This is a genomic window from Pseudomonas sp. Marseille-QA0892 (assembly GCF_054950135.1).
In genome coordinates this window covers 1,776,544-1,796,066 of sequence record NZ_CM143104.1, presented here as the reverse complement: position 1 = coordinate 1,796,066, position 19,523 = coordinate 1,776,544, and the positions used below count along the sequence as shown (strand labels likewise).

Below are 19,523 nucleotides of genomic sequence, written 5' to 3'. Positions count from 1 at the left end.
AAGCGCCTTTTTTTCATGCTGCCGGAGTCGCTTCTGGTACCAGGGCGGCCAGTTCTTCCTCGACATCTGGCCAGCGCAGGCGCACTTCACGAATCGCGGGCAGCTGAGTCAAAAATAGATCCACCAGGCGCGGATCGAAATGCTTGCCCTTCTCCCGGACAAGAAGCTCCAGCGCTTCGCTCTCGGACCATGCCCTCTTGTATGGTCTGACACTTGTGAGCGCGTCAAAGACATCCGCTATCGCAACGATGCGCCCTTCCAGCGGGATATCCTCTCCTTTCAGTCCATTTGGATAGCCTGACCCATCCCATTTCTCGTGATGGGTAAGCGCCACGAGTCGCGCAATCTTCAATAACCCGCGCTCATGCACGCCGATGATGTCGGCTCCAATCTGCACGTGTTGACGCATGACTCGCCATTCCTCGTCGTCGAGCTTTCCTTGCTTCTGGAGGATGCGATCCGGGATGCCGATCTTGCCGATGTCGTGCATGGGGGCAGCGTGCAGCAGTTCGTCTGCATCCGCCTCGCTGAGCCCTGCGGCAAGAGCGAGTATTTTGGAGTAGTGGCTCATCCGGATGACATGCATCCCGGTTTCGTTGTCCTTGTACTCTGCGGCCAGTCCGAGGCATTGGACGATGTAGAGGCGGCTTTCACGTAACTCATCTGCTCTAACCAGTGAGAGATGTGTCTTTACCCTGGCCCGGACGATCGGAGCACTCACTGGCTTGGCGATGTAGTCAACCCCGCCAACCTCGAAGCCCCTGGCCTCATCGGCAATATCCGAGAGCGCCGTCACGAAGATTATGGGAATCGCAGCGGTTGCCCTGTTCTGCTTGAGTCGACTGCATGTCTCATAGCCCGTCAGCCCGGGCATCATGATATCCAACAGGATGAGATCCGGGTGCTCCTGTTCGGCAAGCTCAATTGCACGAATCCCGTCCTTGGCGAAGAACAGCCGATACGATTCCTGGAGGATCTGGCGAAGCACTTGAAGATTCAAGGGCTCGTCGTCCACCAACAAAAGCTTGGGCCGGTTGTCGATTGAGGGCATATTCAGCATTCCTCAGCAGCCGGACTGAGCGTGGCGATGAGCTTGCCAAGCAGCTCATCTGCCAACGCAAAGTCGAAATCGTTGATTGCACGGTCGATGTCGTCGACCTCGTCGCGGCGCCCCTGGGCGACCAATACGCCGATCAGGCATTCAAGTACCTGATCGTCAAGCTCACCGCGCTGAAGGCTCTGACGCAATTGTTCGGCAAGCGTGGCCAGCTCTGAAGGCTCGATGCCATCAACGGCCGACGAAAGCCTAGCCGGCGGCGCCAATCGGTCGAGTTCATGTCCTAGCGCATCGAACGCGCCAGCAAGTTCCTCGATGAGTACCTCAATGGGGCGCGTCTTTGGCTTGCCTCTGAACGCATGCTCAAGTTGCCCCGCCAGCTTGCAGATATGAACGAGCGATAGATTGCCCGAGGTACCCCGGATCTTATGGATGGCCTCGGACGCCTCGACAAAAAGACCATTAGCGTTCAGTTCGGCGATCGATACCGCTGCGCGCCGATTGTCACCGTAGAAGCGGCGAACCGCCGTAAGCAGTTTGTCGCGCCCACCCCATAGCTGTAATCCCTGTGCCCAATCGATAATGGCGTGCGGATCGGTAAGCTCCACGGCTGCAACGACTTCTGGGAAGGAGGGATGATGGCCCGTTACGCGCGCGATTTCCCGGATAAGCTTGTCCACTTCCAGAGGTTTGGAGGCAAACCCATCCATTCCTGCATTCCGCGCCGCCACACGGTCCTCTTCCAGAACGCTGGCCGTCAGCGCGATGATCGGAACGCGCGGACGTGACTGGCCTACCTCTAGCGCGCGTATTCGCTTGGCCGCTTCGAGACCGTCAACTTCCGGCATCTGAACATCGAGCAGGAGCAGATCGAACTGCTCTTGCTGGAAGGCTACAACTACTTCCTCTCCGTTACGTGCAGTCACGACGGTGTGACCCCGACGCTCGAGGCTCAGGCTAAGCAACTGAAGATTTTGCGGGACATCATCGGCCGCAAGGATATGCAGAGGTGAGAGGTTCTCGTTAAACGTGCCCTCCCGCTCCGGGGCACCGGAGGCGAACGCCAGCGGAACGAATACGTGAAAGACGCTTCCCTCGCCCAGCTTGCTTTCGGCGCGCAACCGCCCATCCATGAGGTCGACGAGCTGCTGTGCGATGGTTGTGCCTAGTCCTGTTCCACCAAAGCGACGACTCATCGAAGCGTCTGCCTGGGCAAATGGCGCGAAAATTCGCTCCAGGCGGTCTTCCGGAATGCCGATGCCCGAGTCGCGAACCGCAAAGTGAATTTCGTCCCCCTCTTCCGAAACCTCAAGGCGCACGCCACCGGTTTCGGTGAATTTCACGGCATTGCCCACCAGATTGGTCAGCACCTGCTGGATACGCAGAGGATCCCCATTGAAATAACGGGCGAGGCCAGGCTGGTAATCCAGTGTCAGTGTCAGCCCCTTCGCCTGGGCACTGAGCCTGAGAGACGTGCAAATATGCTGACAGAGGTCGAAGAGCGAGAAGTCGACCTGCTCCAATTCGAGCGCACCCTTTTCCAGCTTTGCGGTGTCCAGGATGTCGTTTAGCAAACCGAGCAACGACCGCGCCGAGTAGCGGACGGTATTCAGGTGGCCCCGTTGGGCGCTATCCAGCTCAGAATCGAGCAGCAGTTCGGTGAACCCGATGATGGCGTTCATCGGAGTCCGGATCTCGTGGCTCATGTTGGCCAGGAAGGTGGTCTTGGACGCGGCTGCCTGCTCGGCTCTGTCCTTGGCCTCGCGCAGAGCGGTTTCCATCTCGTGCCGCAGGCTGACGTCAGTTGCGAACTTTACGACCTTGAAAGGCTTGCCATCACTGTCAAAAACAGGGTTATAAGTGGCCTGAATCCAACGTACACGGCCATCCTTGCCTCGGCGGCGGTACTCGCCAGCGTTGAGGGTGCCGCTCGCCAGTGAGTGCCAGAATTCCTGGTAAGCCGGGCCGTAGATGTATTCTGGATCACAGAACATGCGGTGGTGCCGGCCCTGCAATTCGTCCAGGCGGTATCCCATCATCCGAAGGAAATTGTCGTTCGCGGTGAGAATGATCCCATTCATGTCGAACTCGATGACGCCCAGCGCGCGGCTGATAGCCCGCACCGTTGCCTCGAATTCCGCGTTCCTGCGCTTGGTGTCGGTGATGTCCAGCATCACGCCATCAATCCAGCGTACACATCCGCTCTGATCGAGAATGACGCTACCGCTTTCCTGTACCCAACGCTCACGGCCCGCCCGGTCGAAGAGTCGAAATTCGGCCGTGTAGCCAACCCCTTTTTTGATGGCTTCACGGATGATTGCTTCTACCCGACCTAAGTCGTCAGGATGGAAGAGCCTGATGAATGACTGCCGCTTGGTAACAAAATCCTCGGCTGGCCAGCCTGTCAGACGTTCTACGGCGTCACTGATGAACAGGACACTCCAGTCTTCGTCCATCAGGCATCGAAACGAGACGCCAGGAATATTTCGGATCAGTGACCTGAACTGCAGCTCGCTGTCGCGCAGCGCCTGTTCCATCTGCTTGCTCTCGGTCAGGTCCGTTACGTAGCCAAGATAAAGCGCCCCATCGGGTAGCTCTGCCCTACCCAACGCAAGACGCACCGGCACTTCGGCGCCATCAAAGCGGATCGCCGTCTCCTGCCGGCCTTTTCCGACGGCGCCTTTCTCAGGAACGACTGCGCCGACCGTAGAGTCTCGATCCAGACTGGGAATGATACGGGCCACCGACTGCCCTATGAGCGCTTTGGCGTCGTATCCCAGCATCTTTTCGAGTGCGGGATTGCATGCCTGTATGCGGCCATTGTCGTCGAACGTGACGACGCCATCGACAGCGGTATCGAGCGTGGCGCGAAGCCTGGATTCATGCGCTTGCAGCTGGGTGTAGAGCTGGCGGAACCTTAATAAGCCATTGGTGATGGCGACCAGCACTGTCAGCATCAACGTGACGACGGTTACAGCGCCTGCCAGGAATGCCACGTCCGAACGGCCCGCACCCACCTCCTCGGCGCCGACGAAGCGTGCGCCAGACATGCCGGTATAGTGCATACCGCTTATCGCGAGCCCCATCACGATCGCGCTTATAACAAGGGAGCTTCCCGAAGAAATCCAGCGTTTGAGGCCATATCGAATCCATAAGGCGAGCATGGACAATGCGATCGCTACGAAGACCGACAGCAAGAATCCGAATGGGTCATAGCGCAGCAAAGGAGCCATTTGCATCGCGGCCATGCCGCTGTAATGCATCGCTCCGATCCCAGCCCCCATAAGCGAGCCGCCAAGAATTAGGGTAGCTGCGCCAATACGTGGCCTAGTCAACACATGTAGCGCCACCCACGAGGCTGCAAGGCTCGGTAGCATCGAGACGAGGGTTAGGCCTGTCGAGTAGTGGACTGTCGTGCAGAAGCTAAAGGCGAGCATGCCGATGAAGTGCATCGACCAGATGCCGCCTGCCAAGGCAACGGAACCGCTGAGCAGTGCAACGTGACGATGCCAGCCACTCTGCGCCCGACGGGCAATGCCGGCCACTTGCAAGGCCATGAGAGAGGACAGGATCGCGATGGAGACCGACAGGGCGACCAACCATGGATCATGGCTACCGAATAGCAGCGCATCGGGCTGATCAGAGGAAAAGAAAAACCCTTCCAAGTACCGCATTACGTCTCCGTACCGCCAAGGCAAATAGGGCGCGAACGGATGCGGGCACAGCTGGCCGCATGCTGACGCCGGCGAGTATTCGCCGCGCTGTAACCGACGCAAAGTGACATTAGATAGCCATCCCTCTTAAAGCTCAAGGGCGCTACAGCGAGCGCCTTGATGCCGTGGAAGGAGTATCGGCGGTGACACGCAAAGATTTAATTCGCTGGGCGGACCCACGCTAAATGGTCACGGTCGGTCGGCAGTCAATTGTCGAAGACATCATCCATGAGGTTGTTCATCTCGCGGAATGCACGAGCAGCCACCACAGGATGATACTGGTTGCGGCCAGGCACATTCGCGTCCGGATCCGTGAAGGAATGGACTGCACCACCATAACTCACCAGCTGCCAATCGGTCTTTGCTGCCTGCATCTCTTTCACGAATGCATCAACTTGCGCAGGCGGTACGGACGGATCATCCGCACCGTGAAGCACGAGGATCGGCGCCTTGACCTGCTTGGCATCGTCGGGCGTCGGTGTGTCCAGGTTACCGTGAAAGGACACGAACGCTTTCAGCGGTGCGCCGCTGCGCGCAAGCTCGAGGATCGTACCGCCGCCGAAACAGAAGCCAATCGCCGCCATCCCCTGCATAGGAAGACCGTGTTTCCTGGCTTCCTGACCGAACACTTCTACCGCCTCGTTGGCGCGCAAACGCATCATGGATCGGTCGCTACGCACGGTTGTCGCAGCCGCTTTGGCTTCGTCAGCATTCTTCGGGCGGATATCGCGGCCGTAGAGATCGGCCACGAACACCACGTAGCGATCACTGGCGATTTCCGTAGCTTTCTTGACGGCGGCCTCACTCACGCCCATCCAGTTCGGCACCATCAGTAAGCCTGGCCGTGGCGTCTCGATCGAATCGTCGTAGACCAGCACGCCTTGGTAAGGCTTGCCATCGATCTCGTAGGCTACCTCCTCATTGATGGTCGCGGCATGAGTAAGCCCAGCCGAGCCAGCGAGCAACAATGGCAGCAATCGTTTGATCATCATGAGCAGATCCTTCGTTTCTGAGGATGGCGCATCGAGCAATCAAGCACCGGTGCGGCCTTCGGGTAAGAAGTACCGACTGAGCATAGCCCGCTTTCTTGCAGACAAAATAACGACCCCAAAATGAAAAAGCCCACCGCATCGCGGTGGGCTTTCGGTATCGGGCGATCCGATCAGGCAGACAGCTCGATCAGTAGCTTGTTGAGTCGGCGTACGTAGCTCGCCGGATCCTTGAGGCTATCGCCGGCCGCGAGCGCGGCCTGATCGAACAACACGAGGGAAAGGTCAGCGAAGCGATCTTCGTCTGGCTCAGCGTCGAGCTTTTCGATCAACGGGTGCGACGGATTGATTTCGAAGATCGGCTTGGACTCGGGTACCTTCTGGCCACTGGCTTCGAGGATCTGCCGCATTTGCAGGCCCAGATCCTGCTCACCAATCGCGAGGATAGCGGGCGAGTCGGTCAGACGATGCGACACTCGCACTTCAGCGACCTGATCACCTAGCGCGCCTTTCAAGCGCTCGACCAGCGCTTCTTTGCTCTTAGCGACTTCTTCCTGGGCTTTCTTGTCTTCCTCGGTGTCAAGCTTGCCGAGGTCGAGATCGCCACGGGCAACGTCGACCATCTGCTTGCCGTCGAAATCGGTGAGGTAGCTCATGAGCCATTCGTCGATACGGTCGGTCAGCAGCAGCACTTCGATGCCTTTCTTTCGGAAGACCTCGAGATGCGGGCTGTTCTTGACTTGCGCGTAGGATTCGCCGGTGAGGAAGTAGACCTTGTCCTGACCTTCCTTCATTCGGCTGACGTAGTCGGCGAGGGAAACCGACTGATCACCGGAGGCATCATGCGTAGAGGCGAAGCGCAAAAGACCGGCGATCTTCTCCTTGTTGGCGAAATCTTCGGCCGGGCCTTCTTTCAGCACTTGGCCAAACGCCTTCCAGAACGTTGTGTATTTCTCCGGCTCGTTTTTCGCCAGCTTTTCCAGCATATCCAACACACGCTTGGTCAGCGCAGATTTCATCGAGTCGATAACCGGGCCCGACTGGAGAATTTCGCGCGAGACGTTCAGCGACAGGTCGTTCGAGTCGACCACACCCTTGATGAAGCGCAGATACAGCGGCAGGAACTGCTCAGCCTGATCCATGATAAAGACGCGCTGGACGTACAGCTTAAGGCCGCGTGGTGCTTCGCGCTGGTACAGGTCAAACGGCGCGCGCCCTGGAACGTAGAGAAGCGAGGTGTATTCGAGCTTGCCCTCGACCTTGTTGTGGCTCCAGGCAAGCGGGTCCTCGAAATCGTGGCCGACGTGCTTGTAGAACTCCGTGTATTCCTCGTCCTTGATCTCGGTACGAGGGCGTGTCCAGAGGGCGCTGGCACGGTTAACGGTTTCCCACTCAGGCTCGGCCGGCTTGTCGGCCTCCTCACCCATATGCTCTTTTGGCAACTCAATGGGAAGCGCAATGTGATCGGAGTATTTCTTGATGATGTTACGCAGGCGCCAGCCATCGGCGAATTCGTCTTCGCCACTCTTGAGATGCAGCACGATACGGGTGCCGCGCTCAGCCTTTTCGACGGTAGCGACCTCGAAGTCGCCTTCGCCCTTCGAGGACCAATGCACGCCCTCAGAGGCAGCGTCGCCGGCGCGGCGGCTATAGACATCGACCTGGTCGGCTACGATGAAGGCTGAATAGAAACCGACGCCGAACTGGCCGATCAGATGCGAGTCCTTCTTCTGATCGCCCGACAGGTTCTTCAGAAAATCCGCTGTACCGGATTTCGCGATTGTCCCAAGGTGAGCGATGACCTCCTCGCGGTTCATTCCAATACCGTTGTCTTCGATCGTAACGGTGCGAGCGTCCTTGTCGAACGACAATCGAATCTTCAGATCCGCACCGCCCTCGAGCAGCTCCGGCTTGGCCAGCGCCTCGAAACGCAGCTTGTCCGCCGCGTCGGATGCGTTGGAAATCAGTTCGCGAAGGAAGATTTCCTTGTTCGAGTACAGGGAATGAATCATGAGATGAAGCAACTGCTTCACTTCGGTCTGAAAGCCGAGGGTCTCTTTTTGAGTTTCCACACTCATGGTCGTCAAACTCCACATCGATGGCTTATGCCGCCTTCACCCGAGGCGACGCTTGCCGCCAACATGTGGGCTTCAGTCGAAATTTCAAGTGCTTAGCCGAATCACATGATTCGGTTCACAGTAATGGTGTAAGGAACTTGACGGGGAGCAGTCGATCCAAGCCGCATACACAAGGAAAGCCGTAAGGAGCCCCCCGATGCAAAAACCCCTTCTCTATTCGCTGCTGCTCGCTGCCACCATGGGCCTCGCTGCCTGCAACGACTCGTCTGAAGACAAGATGGAAAAGGCGCAGGATCACGCCGAGAACGCTCAAGAGCACATGCAAGAGGCAGCTGAAGAGCAGCAAGAAGCCGCTGAGGCGACGCAGGAAGCCAATGAAAAGGCGGCTGAGGAAGCTCAGGACAACAATGAGCCGACGCCGCCCCCGGCTAACGCTCCGCAGCCTGACGCACCTCGCGCCCCACAGCAGTAAATAAAAAAAAAGCCCGCATTAGCGGGCTTTTTTATTACCGCAGCAATGGACTGAGCATCAGCAAAAGGCAACAAATGAGCCCAGCGATCCACACCAGGCTCCGTTGCCAGGCGAGATCGGCAAGATACAGAACGACGTAGAGCGCACGGCTGACCACGAACACAACCGCCAGTGTATCGATCAGCCAGCCTTGGGTTTGGGTGACATGAGCCACCATGACACCGGCAAGAAAGATGGGGAATACTTCAAACCCGTTCTGGTGGGCGGCCACTGCCCGTCCCCCTCGCCCAGTCAGACGCCCTTGCTGGCCGCGTGGATCACTATTGTCGTACCCTTTGCCCTCTGCGCTCATTGCCTTTGCGACAGGGAGCTTGCTGGCATAGATAAGCAGTACGCTAATGAACAGGCACCAGAACGGGATGGTCATGCATCAGCTCCAGATGAAGGGTTGATCACTCGGCGAGTCGCCAGGTCGTGCCGCCTTTGCCGTCTTCCAGAACAACTCCCATTGCGGTCAGCTCGTCGCGAAGGCGATCCGACTCTGCCCAGTTTTTCTCGCTTCTCGCCTGCAGACGGGCCGCGATGAGCGCTTCGACTTTCTCGGCATCCACTCGCCCTTCCGCCCCAGCCTGAAGGAAAGCTTCAGGTGTGAGCTGAAGAACGCCCAGGACCGATGCCAATGCGCGCAGACGAGCAGCGAGCCCGGCCGCGGCCGTTGCGTCTGATTCCCGAAGCCGATTCACTTCACGCGCCATCTCGAACAAGACCGCACATGCCTCTGGCGTATTGAAGTCGTCATTCATCGCAAGCGCAAATCGATCGGCGAAGGCATCGCCCCCTGCCGCCGCTGGAACCTCAGGCAAGCCTTTAAGCGCATTATAGAAACGCTCCAACGCCCCCTTGGCTTCCTTGAGGCTTTCCTCAGAGTAGTTGATGGGGCTGCGGTAGTGGCTGGAGACAAGCAGGTAGCGAACGACCTCCGGATGGTACTTCTCCAGCACATCACGAATAGTGAAGAAATTGCCCAACGACTTGGACATCTTCTCGCCGTCGACACGTACCGCGCCGGCATGCATCCATGCGTTGGCGTAGGGCTTGCCCGTAGCAGCCTCACTCTGAGCGATCTCGTTCTCATGGTGCGGGAATACCAGGTCAGGTCCGCCTCCATGTATGTCGAAGGTGTCCCCGAGGCAGCACGTCGACATCACCGAACATTCGATATGCCAGCCCGGGCGTCCATCGCCCCATGGTGACGCCCAGCTGGGTTCACCAGGCTTGGCGCCCTTCCAGAGCACGAAATCCAGCGGGTCTTCTTTCGACTCGTCCACCTCGATGCGCGCACCGATACGCAGATCTTCGATCTTCTTGCGCGAAAGCTTTCCGTAGCCAGCGAACTTTCCCACCCGGTAATAGACATCGCCGTTCCCCGGCGCGTAGGCGAAGCCCTTGTCGATGAGCGTTTGAATCATCGTGTGCATCCCGGCGATATGGCCGGTTGCGCGCGGCTCTTCATCTGGCCTCAAGACGTTGAGCCGGGCTTCGTCCTCGTGCATTGCCGCAATCATGCGATCGACAAGCGCTTCGAAGGATTCGCCATTGTCACGCGCACGCCTGATGATTTTGTCATCAACATCCGTGATGTTTCGCACATAGGTCAGCGTGTAGCCGCTCGAGCGCAACCACCGCGCAACGACATCGAATGCCACCATGACGCGAGCATGCCCGATGTGGCAAAAATCGTAGACCGTCATTCCACAGACGTACATCCGTACGTGGTTACCCTCGAGCGGAGCGAAAGGCTCCTTGCGCTTGGTAAGCGTGTTGTAAAGCGCCAAACCCATTACTGGCCACCCCACGAGTCGCGCAGCGTCACGGTACGGTTGAAAACCAGCGCGCCTGGACGCGAATCCTTCGAGTCAGCGCAGAAGTAACCCTCGCGTTCGAACTGGAAGCGGTCGTCCACACCGGCGCTCGCCAAAGAAGGCTCCGCACGACATCCTTTCAGCACCGTCAGGGATTCCGGATTGATGTTGTCCAGGAAGGTACCTCCCTCATCCGACTTCTCCGGATTCGCGGCACGGAACAGGCGATCGTAAAGTCGAACCTCGCACTCGACGCTTTCGGCAGCAGGCACCCAGTGGATAACGCCTTTTACCTTACGCCCCTCTGGGTTCTTGCCCAGCGTGTTCTCGTCATAGCTGCAGCGCAGTTCGATAATGTTGCCTTCGGCATCCTTGATGGCTTCGTCCGCACGGATCACATAGCTGCCACGCAGTCGCACCTCGCCACCCGGCACCAGGCGCTTGTAGCCTGCAGGCGGTGTTTCTTCGAAGTCGCTCTCATCGATGAACAGCTCGCGACTGAACGGCAGTTCACGTACGCCCATGTCCTGCTTCGGGTGGCGCGGCAGCTGCAAGGTCTCGACCTTGCCCTCTGGATAGTTCGTGATCACGACCTTTAACGGCTTGAGTACGCACATGGCGCGGGTGGCATTGGCGTCCAGATCTTCCCGAATCGCGAATTCCAGCATACCGATGTCGACGATCCCACCGGCACGGTTAACGCCCACCATGTCGCAGAATGTACGAATCGACGCCGCCGTATAGCCGCGGCGGCGATAGCCGGACAGTGTCGACATGCGGGGATCATCCCAGCCGTCGACGTGCTTTTCGTCAACGAGCTGCTTGAGCTTGCGCTTGCTGGTAATCGTGTAGTTCAGATTCAGGCGGGCAAATTCGTACTGACGTGGCTGAGCCGGCACGGGCAGATTGGCGAGGAACCATTCATAAAGTGGACGGTGGTCTTCGAACTCGAGTGTGCAGATCGAATGCGTCACGCCTTCGATAGCATCCGACTGACCATGAGTGAAGTCGTAGCTCGGATAAATGCGCCACTTGTCACCGGTCTGGTGGTGGTGAGCATGACGAATGCGATATAGAAACGGATCACGCAAGTTGATGTTTGGGGAGGCCATGTCGATCTTTGCGCGCAACGCCCGGGCGCCGTCCGGGAACTCGCCATCCTTCATCCGCGCAAACAGATCAAGATTCTCTTCAATGGAGCGATCGCGGAACGGGCTGTTACGGCCAGGCTCGGTTAGCGAGCCGCGAAACTCGCGAACTTCTTCGGGCGAGAGATCACAAACATAGGCCTTGCCGGCCTTGATGAGATGGATGGCCCACTCGTGCAACTGGTCGAAGTAGTTCGACGCATAGCGCTCTTCACCTGCCCACTCAAACCCGAGCCAGCGCACATCGGCCTTGATCGCATCGATGTACTCCTGGTCTTCCTTCGCGGGATTGGTGTCATCGAACCGCAGGTTGCATTCACCACCGAACTCCTTGGCCAAACCGAAGTTCAGACAGATCGACTTCGCATGACCGATGTGCAGGTACCCATTGGGCTCAGGCGGGAAACGCGTGACGATCCTGGCGTGCTTGCCGCTTTCCAGGTCGGCCTGGACGATGGGTCGAAGGAAGTTCGCGGCGACAGCTGTCTCGGGCTTGGTGCTCATGGGGTCCTTGCTTTCAAGTAGGCGTGAATGACAGTCGGCGGCTACGTGCGATCTTTCGCGCGGAAATGCCGCGGCCCGGTAGGCCGGTCATGTCAAAGTCCGTATCATACCCAACCGGTCAACCCCTGACACCCGGCACGCGTCACCTGCTACGACGCACGCGTGCCGCGCTCAGCCCCCAACGGAGAATCCGTCCGAATGATCAAGCTGCATACCAACCATGGCGTTATCACACTGAAGCTGTTCGATGACAAAGCCCCAGAGACTGCTGCCAACTTCCGCGAGTACGTGAAGTCGGGCCACTACGACGGCACCATCTTCCACCGTGTGATCGGTAACTTCATGATCCAAGGCGGCGGCTTCGAGCCCGGCATGAAGCAAAAGCCCACCCGCGCACCGATCAAGAACGAGGCGAACAACGGCGTTTCGAACAAGGTCGGCACCGTGGCCATGGCGCGCACGATGGACCCACACTCGGCCTCCGCGCAGTTCTTCATCAACGTGGCCGACAACAGCTTCCTCAACCATACCGCACCGACCTCCCAGGGCTGGGGCTACGCCGTATTCGGCGAGGTTGTCGAAGGCATGGACGTTGTTGAGAAGATCAAGGCCGTGTCGACTGGCTCGAAAGCCGGCCACCAGGACGTCCCGGTTGAAGACGTCGTGATCGAGAAGGCAGAAATCGTCGAGGAATGACGTGATCCTGCTGATCTCTGACTTGCATTTGCAGGAAGAACGCCCGGACCTAACCCGGGCGTTTCTCTATTTTCTGCAAAACCGTGCTCGCCACGCCCAGGCACTCTACATTCTCGGCGACTTCTTCGAAGCCTGGATCGGTGACGACGGTATGACCCCCTACCAGGCGAGTATCGCTGACGCCCTTCGCGATGTGAGCGACGCGGGTACGTCCATCTACCTGATGCATGGAAACCGGGACTTCCTCATCGGCGAACGCTTCTGCCGCCGCGCCGGTTGCGAGCTTCTGCCTGATCCAAGCCGAGTTACGCTCAACGGTACCGCCGTTCTGCTGATGCATGGCGACAGCCTGTGTACACGCGATGAAGGCTACCAACGTCTGCGGCGCTGGCTGAGAAATCCAGTCGTACTCTGGCTACTGACGCACCTCCCTTTGTCGACCCGCAGAAAACTCGCGCGCAAGCTGCGCAGCGAGAGCAAAGCCAAGACGAAGATGAAGGCGTCCGACATCATCGACGTGACAGAAGAAGAGGTGCCGCCCCTACTGGAACGATACGACACCCGAACGCTGATCCACGGCCATACACACCGTCCTGCCGCGCACGCCGTCACCCGATCGGACGGTACGCCAGCCACACGTATCGTGCTGGGCGACTGGGACCGCAAGGGCTGGGTGCTGACCTGCAATGAGTCAGGCGTGCTGGATCTTGAGGCGTTCGAGATCGACCCTGTTCAGTGAATATCGAAACTCAGACAGGCACGCCGCTGTGAAATCGGAAGGTATCGTCTGTACCCAGAATCAACTCCTGCTCGACCTCTCGAACGAGCGCCACTCGGGTGCGCACGTCAGCCTCGTCGCCGTAGCGATAAGCAAGCTTCATGTAGCCTTCGAAATGCCTGGCTTCGCTCTTTAGCAAGCCAAAATAGAACTTGGCCAACTCCGCATCGAGGTGCGGGACCAACGCTTCAAAGCGCTCGCATGAGCGTGCCTCGATAAACGCACCCACTACCAGTGTGTCGACCAGCTTGTACGGTTCCGATGTCCGTACGACCTTGCGCAATCCAGACGCATAGCGGCTAGCGGAGACGGGGCGTGGCCCAATACCGCGCTTCTTCATCAACGCCAGTACCTGCTCGTGGTGACGCAATTCTTCCCGCGCCAACCGTGACATGGCGTTCACCAAGTCGAGATGGCCGCTGTACCGCGCAATCAGCGAAAGGGCTGTCGAAGCCGCCTTGAATTCGCAATTCTTGTGGTCAATCAGCATTGTTTCCTGATCGTCCAATGCGGCCTCAACCCAGGATTGAGGCGTGGCACAGCCCAGGAAGGCGTGAAGTTCGGGATAGGCGGTGGCGGTTTGGGTATCGGCCAGCGCAGGAGCGGCAATGGTCATAAGGCAACATGCAGGTTGAAGAGTGCCGATGATAAGGCGGCGCTGAGTCAGACGCGAATTTCCATGCCTTCTCGCAGGAAGCGAGGGGCAATGTATCGCTCGTAGTGGGCCTCTGAAAGGATGAAGAATTCGCGATCGATCGCGTCTCGCAAATCAGGCAGCGCCCAATCGCGGAACTCCGGCATGAGCGCAAGACCGTAGGCATCGAGCTGATTGATAGCTCGCGCACCGCGCGAGATCAATTGATATGCCCAGCAATAACTCGACTGCGCCGGATTGAAGCGAATCTGACGACTCACCAATTGCGATTGGAGCATGTCGTCGTCGAATACGATCACCTTGCCCTGCATCACTTGCACAAGCAAAACCTCGAGCCGCTCCCAGACGGCACGCTTCTCCTCGTCAGAATAGAGGTTCCAGTTGACGATCTCGTGATGGAAGCGCTTACAGCCCCGGCAAACCTGGTCGCCGAAAACCGTCGAGCAGAGACCGACACAGGGGGTTTTAACGCGGTGATTGGACATGAATTGGCAGCGGCAGGCAGTATTGAAACGCAGCCATCTTAGACTTTTGTCTGGGCGCGGTCACGCCGGCCCAATGATCGCTCAGCTTAACTTGAGCAACGCTTTGCTTTAGAATAAGCGCGCCGTTTACGGCACCACCGCCCCTTGAAGCTGTTTTCAAAGCGTCACGAGCACAGTAGATCCAGCACATGTAGCGGAGTTCGGGGATGCGACACCTTGTCGCCCCACTCCGCCCCTCTCGTTAGCTGGCGTCAAACTTTGAAAACAGCTTCTGGATGGCAGCCACGGACGTGCTGGCAGACCCGCTCAAGAAGCGCCCACGCGCAGCCGTCGTGGCACCAGGATAAGCGTCCCGGACGTTTTCCGGGACCACTGATGAGGGTATTACTGTGCTTGAAGCCTACCGTAAACACGTAGAAGAGCGTGCCGAGCAAGGGATCGTTCCCCAACCGCTCAACGCCGAACAGACCGCCGGCCTTGTCGAACTACTGAAGAACCCGCCCGCCGGTGAAGAAGAATTCCTCCTCGACCTGATCACCAATCGTGTCCCGCCGGGCGTTGATGAAGCCGCGTATGTGAAGGCGGGTTTCCTGTCGGCGATTGCCAAGGGCGAAGCGACCTCCCCCCTTCTGAGCAAGCAGCGTGCTACCGAACTGCTGGGTACCATGCAGGGTGGCTACAACATCGAGACACTGGTCGCACTGCTGGACGACGCCGAGCTCGCCACAACGGCTGCTGAACAACTCAAGCACACGCTACTGATGTTCGATGCGTTCCACGACGTGGCAGAGAAGTGCAAGGCGGGCAATACCGCTGCGCAGGCTGTCATGAAGTCCTGGGCCGAAGGCGAATGGTTCACCAAGCGCCCCGCCATCGCCGAGAAGTACAGCCTTTCCGTCTTCAAGGTGCCTGGTGAAACCAACACTGACGACCTGTCTCCGGCTCCAGATGCCTGGTCGCGCCCTGACATCCCACTGCACGCCCTGGCGATGCTGAAGATGAAGCGTGATGGCATCGAACCCGACCAGCCCGGCAATGTTGGACCGCTGAAGCAGATCGAAGAGGTCATGTCGAAAGGCTTCCCGGTTGCCTATGTTGGCGACGTCGTGGGTACCGGCTCATCGCGTAAATCAGCCACCAACTCTGTGCTGTGGTTCTTCGGAGATGACATCCCGTACGTTCCCAACAAGCGTGCCGGCGGCTTCTGCTTTGGCTCCAAGATTGCTCCGATCTTCTACAACACAATGGAAGATGCGGGCGCGCTGCCAATCGAGTTCGACGTTTCAAGCCTCGAGATGGGCGATGTGATCGATGTCTACCCGTACGCCGGCAAGGTTTGCAAGCACGGGACCGATGACGTCATCACCACGTTTGAGCTCAAGACGGACGTTCTGCTAGACGAAGTCCGCGCAGGTGGCCGTATTCCGCTGATCATTGGTCGCGGCCTTACCGAAAAAGCCCGCGCCGAACTGGGCCTGGGGCCGTCGGATCTGTTCAAGAAGCCAGAAGCGCCTGTCGATTCGGGCAAGGGATTTACGCTTGCGCAGAAGATGGTCGGCCGCGCCTGCGGTCTCGCCGAAGGCCAGGGTGTACGCCCCGGTACCTACTGCGAGCCGAAGATGACCACCGTCGGCTCCCAGGACACCACCGGCCCGATGACCCGCGATGAGCTCAAGGACCTGGCCTGCCTTGGCTTCTCGGCTGATCTGGTCATGCAGTCATTCTGCCACACTGCGGCGTATCCAAAGCCGATCGACGTCAAGACCCACCACACGCTGCCTGACTTCATCCGCACTCGCGGTGGCGTTTCGCTGCGCCCGGGCGACGGCATCATCCACAGCTGGCTGAACCGCATGCTCCTGCCCGATACGGTCGGTACCGGTGGCGATTCGCATACTCGCTTCCCGATTGGCATCTCTTTCCCGGCGGGTTCGGGTCTGGTTGCATTCGCCGCGGCGACCGGCGTCATGCCGCTCGACATGCCCGAGTCGGTATTGGTCCGCTTCAAGGGCAAGATGAAGCCTGGCATCACCCTCCGCGACCTGGTACATGCCATCCCGTACTACGCGATTCAAAAGGGTCTGCTGACCGTCGAGAAGAAGGGCAAGAAGAATATCTTCTCAGGCCGCATTCTCGAGATCGAAGGCCTGGAAGACCTGACCGTCGAGCAAGCCTTCGAGCTGTCGGACGCGTCTGCAGAGCGCTCGGCCGCCGGCTGCACCATCAAGCTGTCGAAGGAATCGATTGCCGAATACCTGTCCTCCAACATCACCCTGCTCCGCTGGATGATCGGTGAAGGCTATGGCGATCCGCGAACTCTCGAACGTCGTGCTCAGGCCATGGAAGCCTGGCTCGCCAACCCTGAACTGCTAGAAGCCGACGGGGATGCCGAGTACACCGAGGTCATCGAGATCGATCTGGCCGAGGTCAACGAGCCTGTGCTCTGCGCACCGAACGATCCGGACGACGCACGCCTGCTGTCGCAGGTCGCGGGTGACAAGATCGACGAGGTGTTCATCGGCTCGTGCATGACCAACATCGGTCACTTCCGTGCCGCTGGCAAGCTGTTGGACAAGGTCAAGGGCAGCATCCCTACCCGCCTCTGGCTGTCCCCGCCGACCAAAATGGACCAGCATCAACTCACCGAAGAAGGCTACTACGGAATCTACGGTAAGGCTGGCGCGCGGATGGAAATGCCGGGCTGCTCGCTGTGCATGGGCAACCAGGCGCGCGTCGCGGCGAATTCGACGGTGGTTTCCACGTCGACCCGTAACTTCCCGAACCGCCTCGGTGATGGCGCTAACGTGTATCTCGCCTCTGCAGAACTGGCAGCGGTAGCCTCGATTATGGGCAAGCTCCCAAGTGTCGAGGAATACATGGAATACGCGGCGAATATCGACAGCATGGCGAGCGACATCTATCGCTATCTGAGCTTCGACCAGATCGCCGAGTACAAGGAAGCGGCATCGAACGCGCAGATCCCGGTCGTCCAGGCCTGATCAAGCAATCACGAAGAAGCCCCGCCTAGTGCGGGGCTTTTTTATGCGCTCCGATGCCAGGGCCGAGAATTCATTGTGGCCATGCCGACACGGTAGTCCGACCGGGAGCGAACGGTTCGCTGCGGTGTCATATGAAGCGTCCGCCGCAACGCGGCACTACAAGGAATTGCATCAATGAGAAAAGCATTTCTAGCACTGATCTGCGCAGCCACGTTGGCAGGCTGCGCGAGCGATTATTTCATCGCAACCAACGACGGGCGCATGCTCAACGCTTCGGGCAAGCCCCAGTTCGATGAAACGACCGGCATGCTTGAATTCAAGGACGACGAGGGTCGCAAGCAGCAGGTCCCGATGACCGATGTGAAGCAAGTCATTGAGCGCTGAGTCGACAACTTTCCCTGCATCCACGATTGAACGGTTAGCACAGCGTCACTCGTAGAGCGCTCCTACGGCGCTCTACGGCTCGACAGTGCGACTCGACAGCGTACGCCGCCTCGCTTATCTTCGGCAGTGGCCCAACATGGCCAGCGTCGCTCGGACGGTTCCGGGCGCTTACGTAACCGAGGATAAAATGGCTGATCAAGCTTCGCGTCGCTTTGCGCGTATCGATAGACTCCCCCCGTACGTCTTCAACATCACCGCTGAGCTCAAGATGGCTGCTCGCCGACGTGGCGAAGACATCATCGATCTCAGTATGGGCAATCCGGATGGAGCGACCCCGCCACATATCGTTGAGAAACTCTGTACCGTCGCCCAGCGCGACGATACACATGGTTACTCGACGTCGCGCGGTATCCCACGACTTAGGCGTGCGATCTCGCGCTGGTATGCGGATCGCTACGAGGTAGATATCGATCCTGAATCCGAAGCCATCGTTACGATCGGCTCCAAGGAAGGCCTCGCACACCTGATGCTGGCGACGCTTGATCATGGCGACACCGTTCTGGTGCCCAACCCGAGCTATCCCATCCACATCTATGGCGCCGTGATTGCAGGCGCGCAGGTCCGCTCCGTTCCGCTGGTTTCGGGTATCGACTTTTTCGAAGAGCTCGAGCGCGCGATACGAGAGTCCATCCCTAAGCCAAAGATGATGATTCTGGGCTTTCCATCCAACCCAACGGCACAGTGCGTTGAACTGGATTTTTTCGAGCGGGTAATCGCATTGGCCAAGCGCTACGACGTGCTCGTGGTTCATGACCTGGCATATGCCGACATCGTGTTTGATGGCTGGAAGGCTCCATCAATCATGCAGGTGCCCGGTGCGAAGGACATCGCGGTCGAGTTCTTCACCCTCTCGAAGAGCTATAACATGGCCGGCTGGCGAATCGGGTTCATGGTCGGCAATCCAGAACTCGTGGGTGCGCTAGCGCGGATCAAAAGCTATCACGACTATGGCACGTTCACCCCGCTGCAGGTCGCGGCTATTGCGGCACTGGAAGGGGATCAAGCATGCGTGAAGGAAATCGCGGAGCAATACCGTGGTCGTCGCGACCTACTAGTGAAAGGTTTGCATGAGATGGGCTGGATGGTCGAGAAGCCCAAGGCTTCGATGTATGTCTGGGCCAAGATACCGACGCACTATGCTCACTTGGGCTCGCTTGAATTCGCGAAGAAACTGCTCGCGGAGGCGAAGGTGTGCGTGTCGCCTGGAGTTGGATTCGGCGATTACGGTGATGACCACGTCCGCTTCGCGTTGATCGAAAATCAGGATCGTATCCGGCAGGCGCTGAGGGGACTAAGAGCCATGTTTCGCGCAGACGGGCTTATCCCTTCCATCAGCACTAGGGCGTCTACTACCGCTTAGGACGAGCTTGGGCGCCGCATAGGCGCCCTTCTCAACCGGAGTAGTCCAAGGCGGTCCAGCCCTCAGCCTGAACGCGGCTCAGTATGCATCCTGGAGAATCTATTGTGTTCTGACCGGCCGGCAAGAAGAGGCGTACGCCGCCAGTACTTCCATCCGCCCTTCCAGTACCCGGCAACCATTGGATCTCGCCGCAGTTTGGGGTTTGGACAACATAGGCAGCTCTGGGCTGCACCCCCTCACCCTTCATCATCATCCGACTGACGACGACACCACGCTCTTCATG

General features: G+C 58.5%; 15 protein-coding genes. 6 read left to right on the top strand and 9 right to left on the bottom strand.

What is annotated here, in order from left to right; all coding sequences use genetic code 11:
• Window positions 1–13 precede the first annotated feature (13 nt).
• The 4 genes from ACY8D3_RS08285 to htpG form a co-directional block, all read right to left on the bottom strand.
• Complete coding sequence (locus ACY8D3_RS08285) at window positions 14–1,051, bottom strand: response regulator (RefSeq protein ID WP_462383257.1); 1,038 nt, start codon at window positions 1,049–1,051, stop codon at window positions 14–16.
• 2 nt (window positions 1,052–1,053) lie between these two features.
• Entirely contained in the window at window positions 1,054–4,731 is a 3,678-nt protein-coding gene (locus ACY8D3_RS08280) for a PAS domain S-box protein (protein WP_462383255.1), read from the bottom strand.
• Window positions 4,732–4,976: 245 nt separating this feature from the next.
• The gene (locus tag ACY8D3_RS08275; protein ID WP_462383253.1) at window positions 4,977–5,762 is read right to left on the bottom strand and encodes a dienelactone hydrolase family protein; all 786 of its coding nucleotides are present in this window, start codon (window positions 5,760–5,762) and stop codon (window positions 4,977–4,979) included.
• Window positions 5,763–5,932: 170 nt separating this feature from the next.
• A complete protein-coding gene (gene htpG, locus ACY8D3_RS08270; RefSeq protein ID WP_462383251.1) occupies window positions 5,933–7,837 on the bottom strand; it encodes a molecular chaperone HtpG in 1,905 nt (634 codons plus the stop codon).
• Between the two features lie 196 nt (window positions 7,838–8,033).
• Between htpG and ACY8D3_RS08265 the strand changes: the two genes are divergently transcribed.
• A complete protein-coding gene (locus tag ACY8D3_RS08265) occupies window positions 8,034–8,309 on the top strand; it encodes a hypothetical protein (RefSeq protein WP_462383249.1) in 276 nt (91 codons plus the stop codon).
• Between the two features lie 34 nt (window positions 8,310–8,343).
• Here ACY8D3_RS08265 and ACY8D3_RS08260 read toward each other — a convergent pair whose 3' ends face one another.
• The 3 genes from ACY8D3_RS08260 to ACY8D3_RS08250 are packed head-to-tail and all read right to left on the bottom strand — an operon-like array spanning window position 8,344 to window position 11,823.
• Entirely contained in the window at window positions 8,344–8,736 is a 393-nt protein-coding gene (locus ACY8D3_RS08260) for an MAPEG family protein (protein WP_462383247.1), read from the bottom strand.
• Window positions 8,737–8,761: 25 nt separating this feature from the next.
• The gene (cysS, locus tag ACY8D3_RS08255) at window positions 8,762–10,150 is read right to left on the bottom strand and encodes a cysteine--tRNA ligase (protein ID WP_462383245.1); all 1,389 of its coding nucleotides are present in this window, start codon (window positions 10,148–10,150) and stop codon (window positions 8,762–8,764) included.
• Window positions 10,150–11,823, bottom strand: a complete 1,674-nt coding sequence (locus ACY8D3_RS08250) for a glutamine--tRNA ligase/YqeY domain fusion protein (protein ID WP_462383243.1) — start codon at window positions 11,821–11,823, stop codon at window positions 10,150–10,152. Before ACY8D3_RS08250 ends, cysS begins: the two co-directional genes overlap by 1 nt.
• 198 nt (window positions 11,824–12,021) lie before the next feature.
• On the opposite strand from ACY8D3_RS08250, the gene ACY8D3_RS08245 reads away from it, so the two are divergent.
• Both ACY8D3_RS08245 and lpxH read left to right on the top strand, forming a co-directional pair.
• Window positions 12,022–12,519, top strand: a complete 498-nt coding sequence (locus ACY8D3_RS08245; protein WP_462383241.1) for a peptidylprolyl isomerase — start codon at window positions 12,022–12,024, stop codon at window positions 12,517–12,519.
• A gap of 1 nt (window position 12,520) precedes the next feature.
• A complete protein-coding gene (gene lpxH, locus ACY8D3_RS08240) occupies window positions 12,521–13,258 on the top strand; it encodes a UDP-2,3-diacylglucosamine diphosphatase (protein ID WP_462383239.1) in 738 nt (245 codons plus the stop codon).
• A 10-nt stretch (window positions 13,259–13,268) separates the two neighbouring features.
• On the opposite strand, the gene ACY8D3_RS08235 is transcribed toward lpxH, so the two are convergent.
• Together ACY8D3_RS08235 and ACY8D3_RS08230 are read right to left on the bottom strand one after the other, a co-directional pair.
• Entirely contained in the window at window positions 13,269–13,913 is a 645-nt protein-coding gene (locus tag ACY8D3_RS08235) for a MiaE family protein (protein ID WP_462383237.1), read from the bottom strand.
• Window positions 13,914–13,960: 47 nt separating this feature from the next.
• Window positions 13,961–14,437, bottom strand: coding sequence for a DUF1289 domain-containing protein (locus tag ACY8D3_RS08230; RefSeq protein WP_462383235.1), 477 nt, complete (start codon window positions 14,435–14,437; stop codon window positions 13,961–13,963).
• A gap of 389 nt (window positions 14,438–14,826) precedes the next feature.
• Here ACY8D3_RS08230 and acnB point away from each other — a divergent pair, with 389 nt between their 5' ends.
• The 3 genes from acnB (at window position 14,827) to alaC (ending at window position 19,240) form a co-directional block, all read left to right on the top strand.
• Window positions 14,827–17,436 carry a bifunctional aconitate hydratase 2/2-methylisocitrate dehydratase gene (acnB, locus tag ACY8D3_RS08225; protein WP_462383233.1) on the top strand — a complete coding sequence of 870 codons (2,610 nt, stop codon included), beginning with the start codon at window positions 14,827–14,829 and terminating at the stop codon, window positions 17,434–17,436.
• 174 nt (window positions 17,437–17,610) lie between these two features.
• Window positions 17,611–17,820, top strand: a complete 210-nt coding sequence (locus tag ACY8D3_RS08220) for a YgdI/YgdR family lipoprotein (protein ID WP_462383231.1) — start codon at window positions 17,611–17,613, stop codon at window positions 17,818–17,820.
• A 187-nt stretch (window positions 17,821–18,007) separates the two neighbouring features.
• Entirely contained in the window at window positions 18,008–19,240 is a 1,233-nt protein-coding gene (gene alaC, locus ACY8D3_RS08215) for an alanine transaminase (RefSeq protein WP_462383229.1), read from the top strand.
• Window positions 19,241–19,523 lie beyond the last annotated feature (283 nt).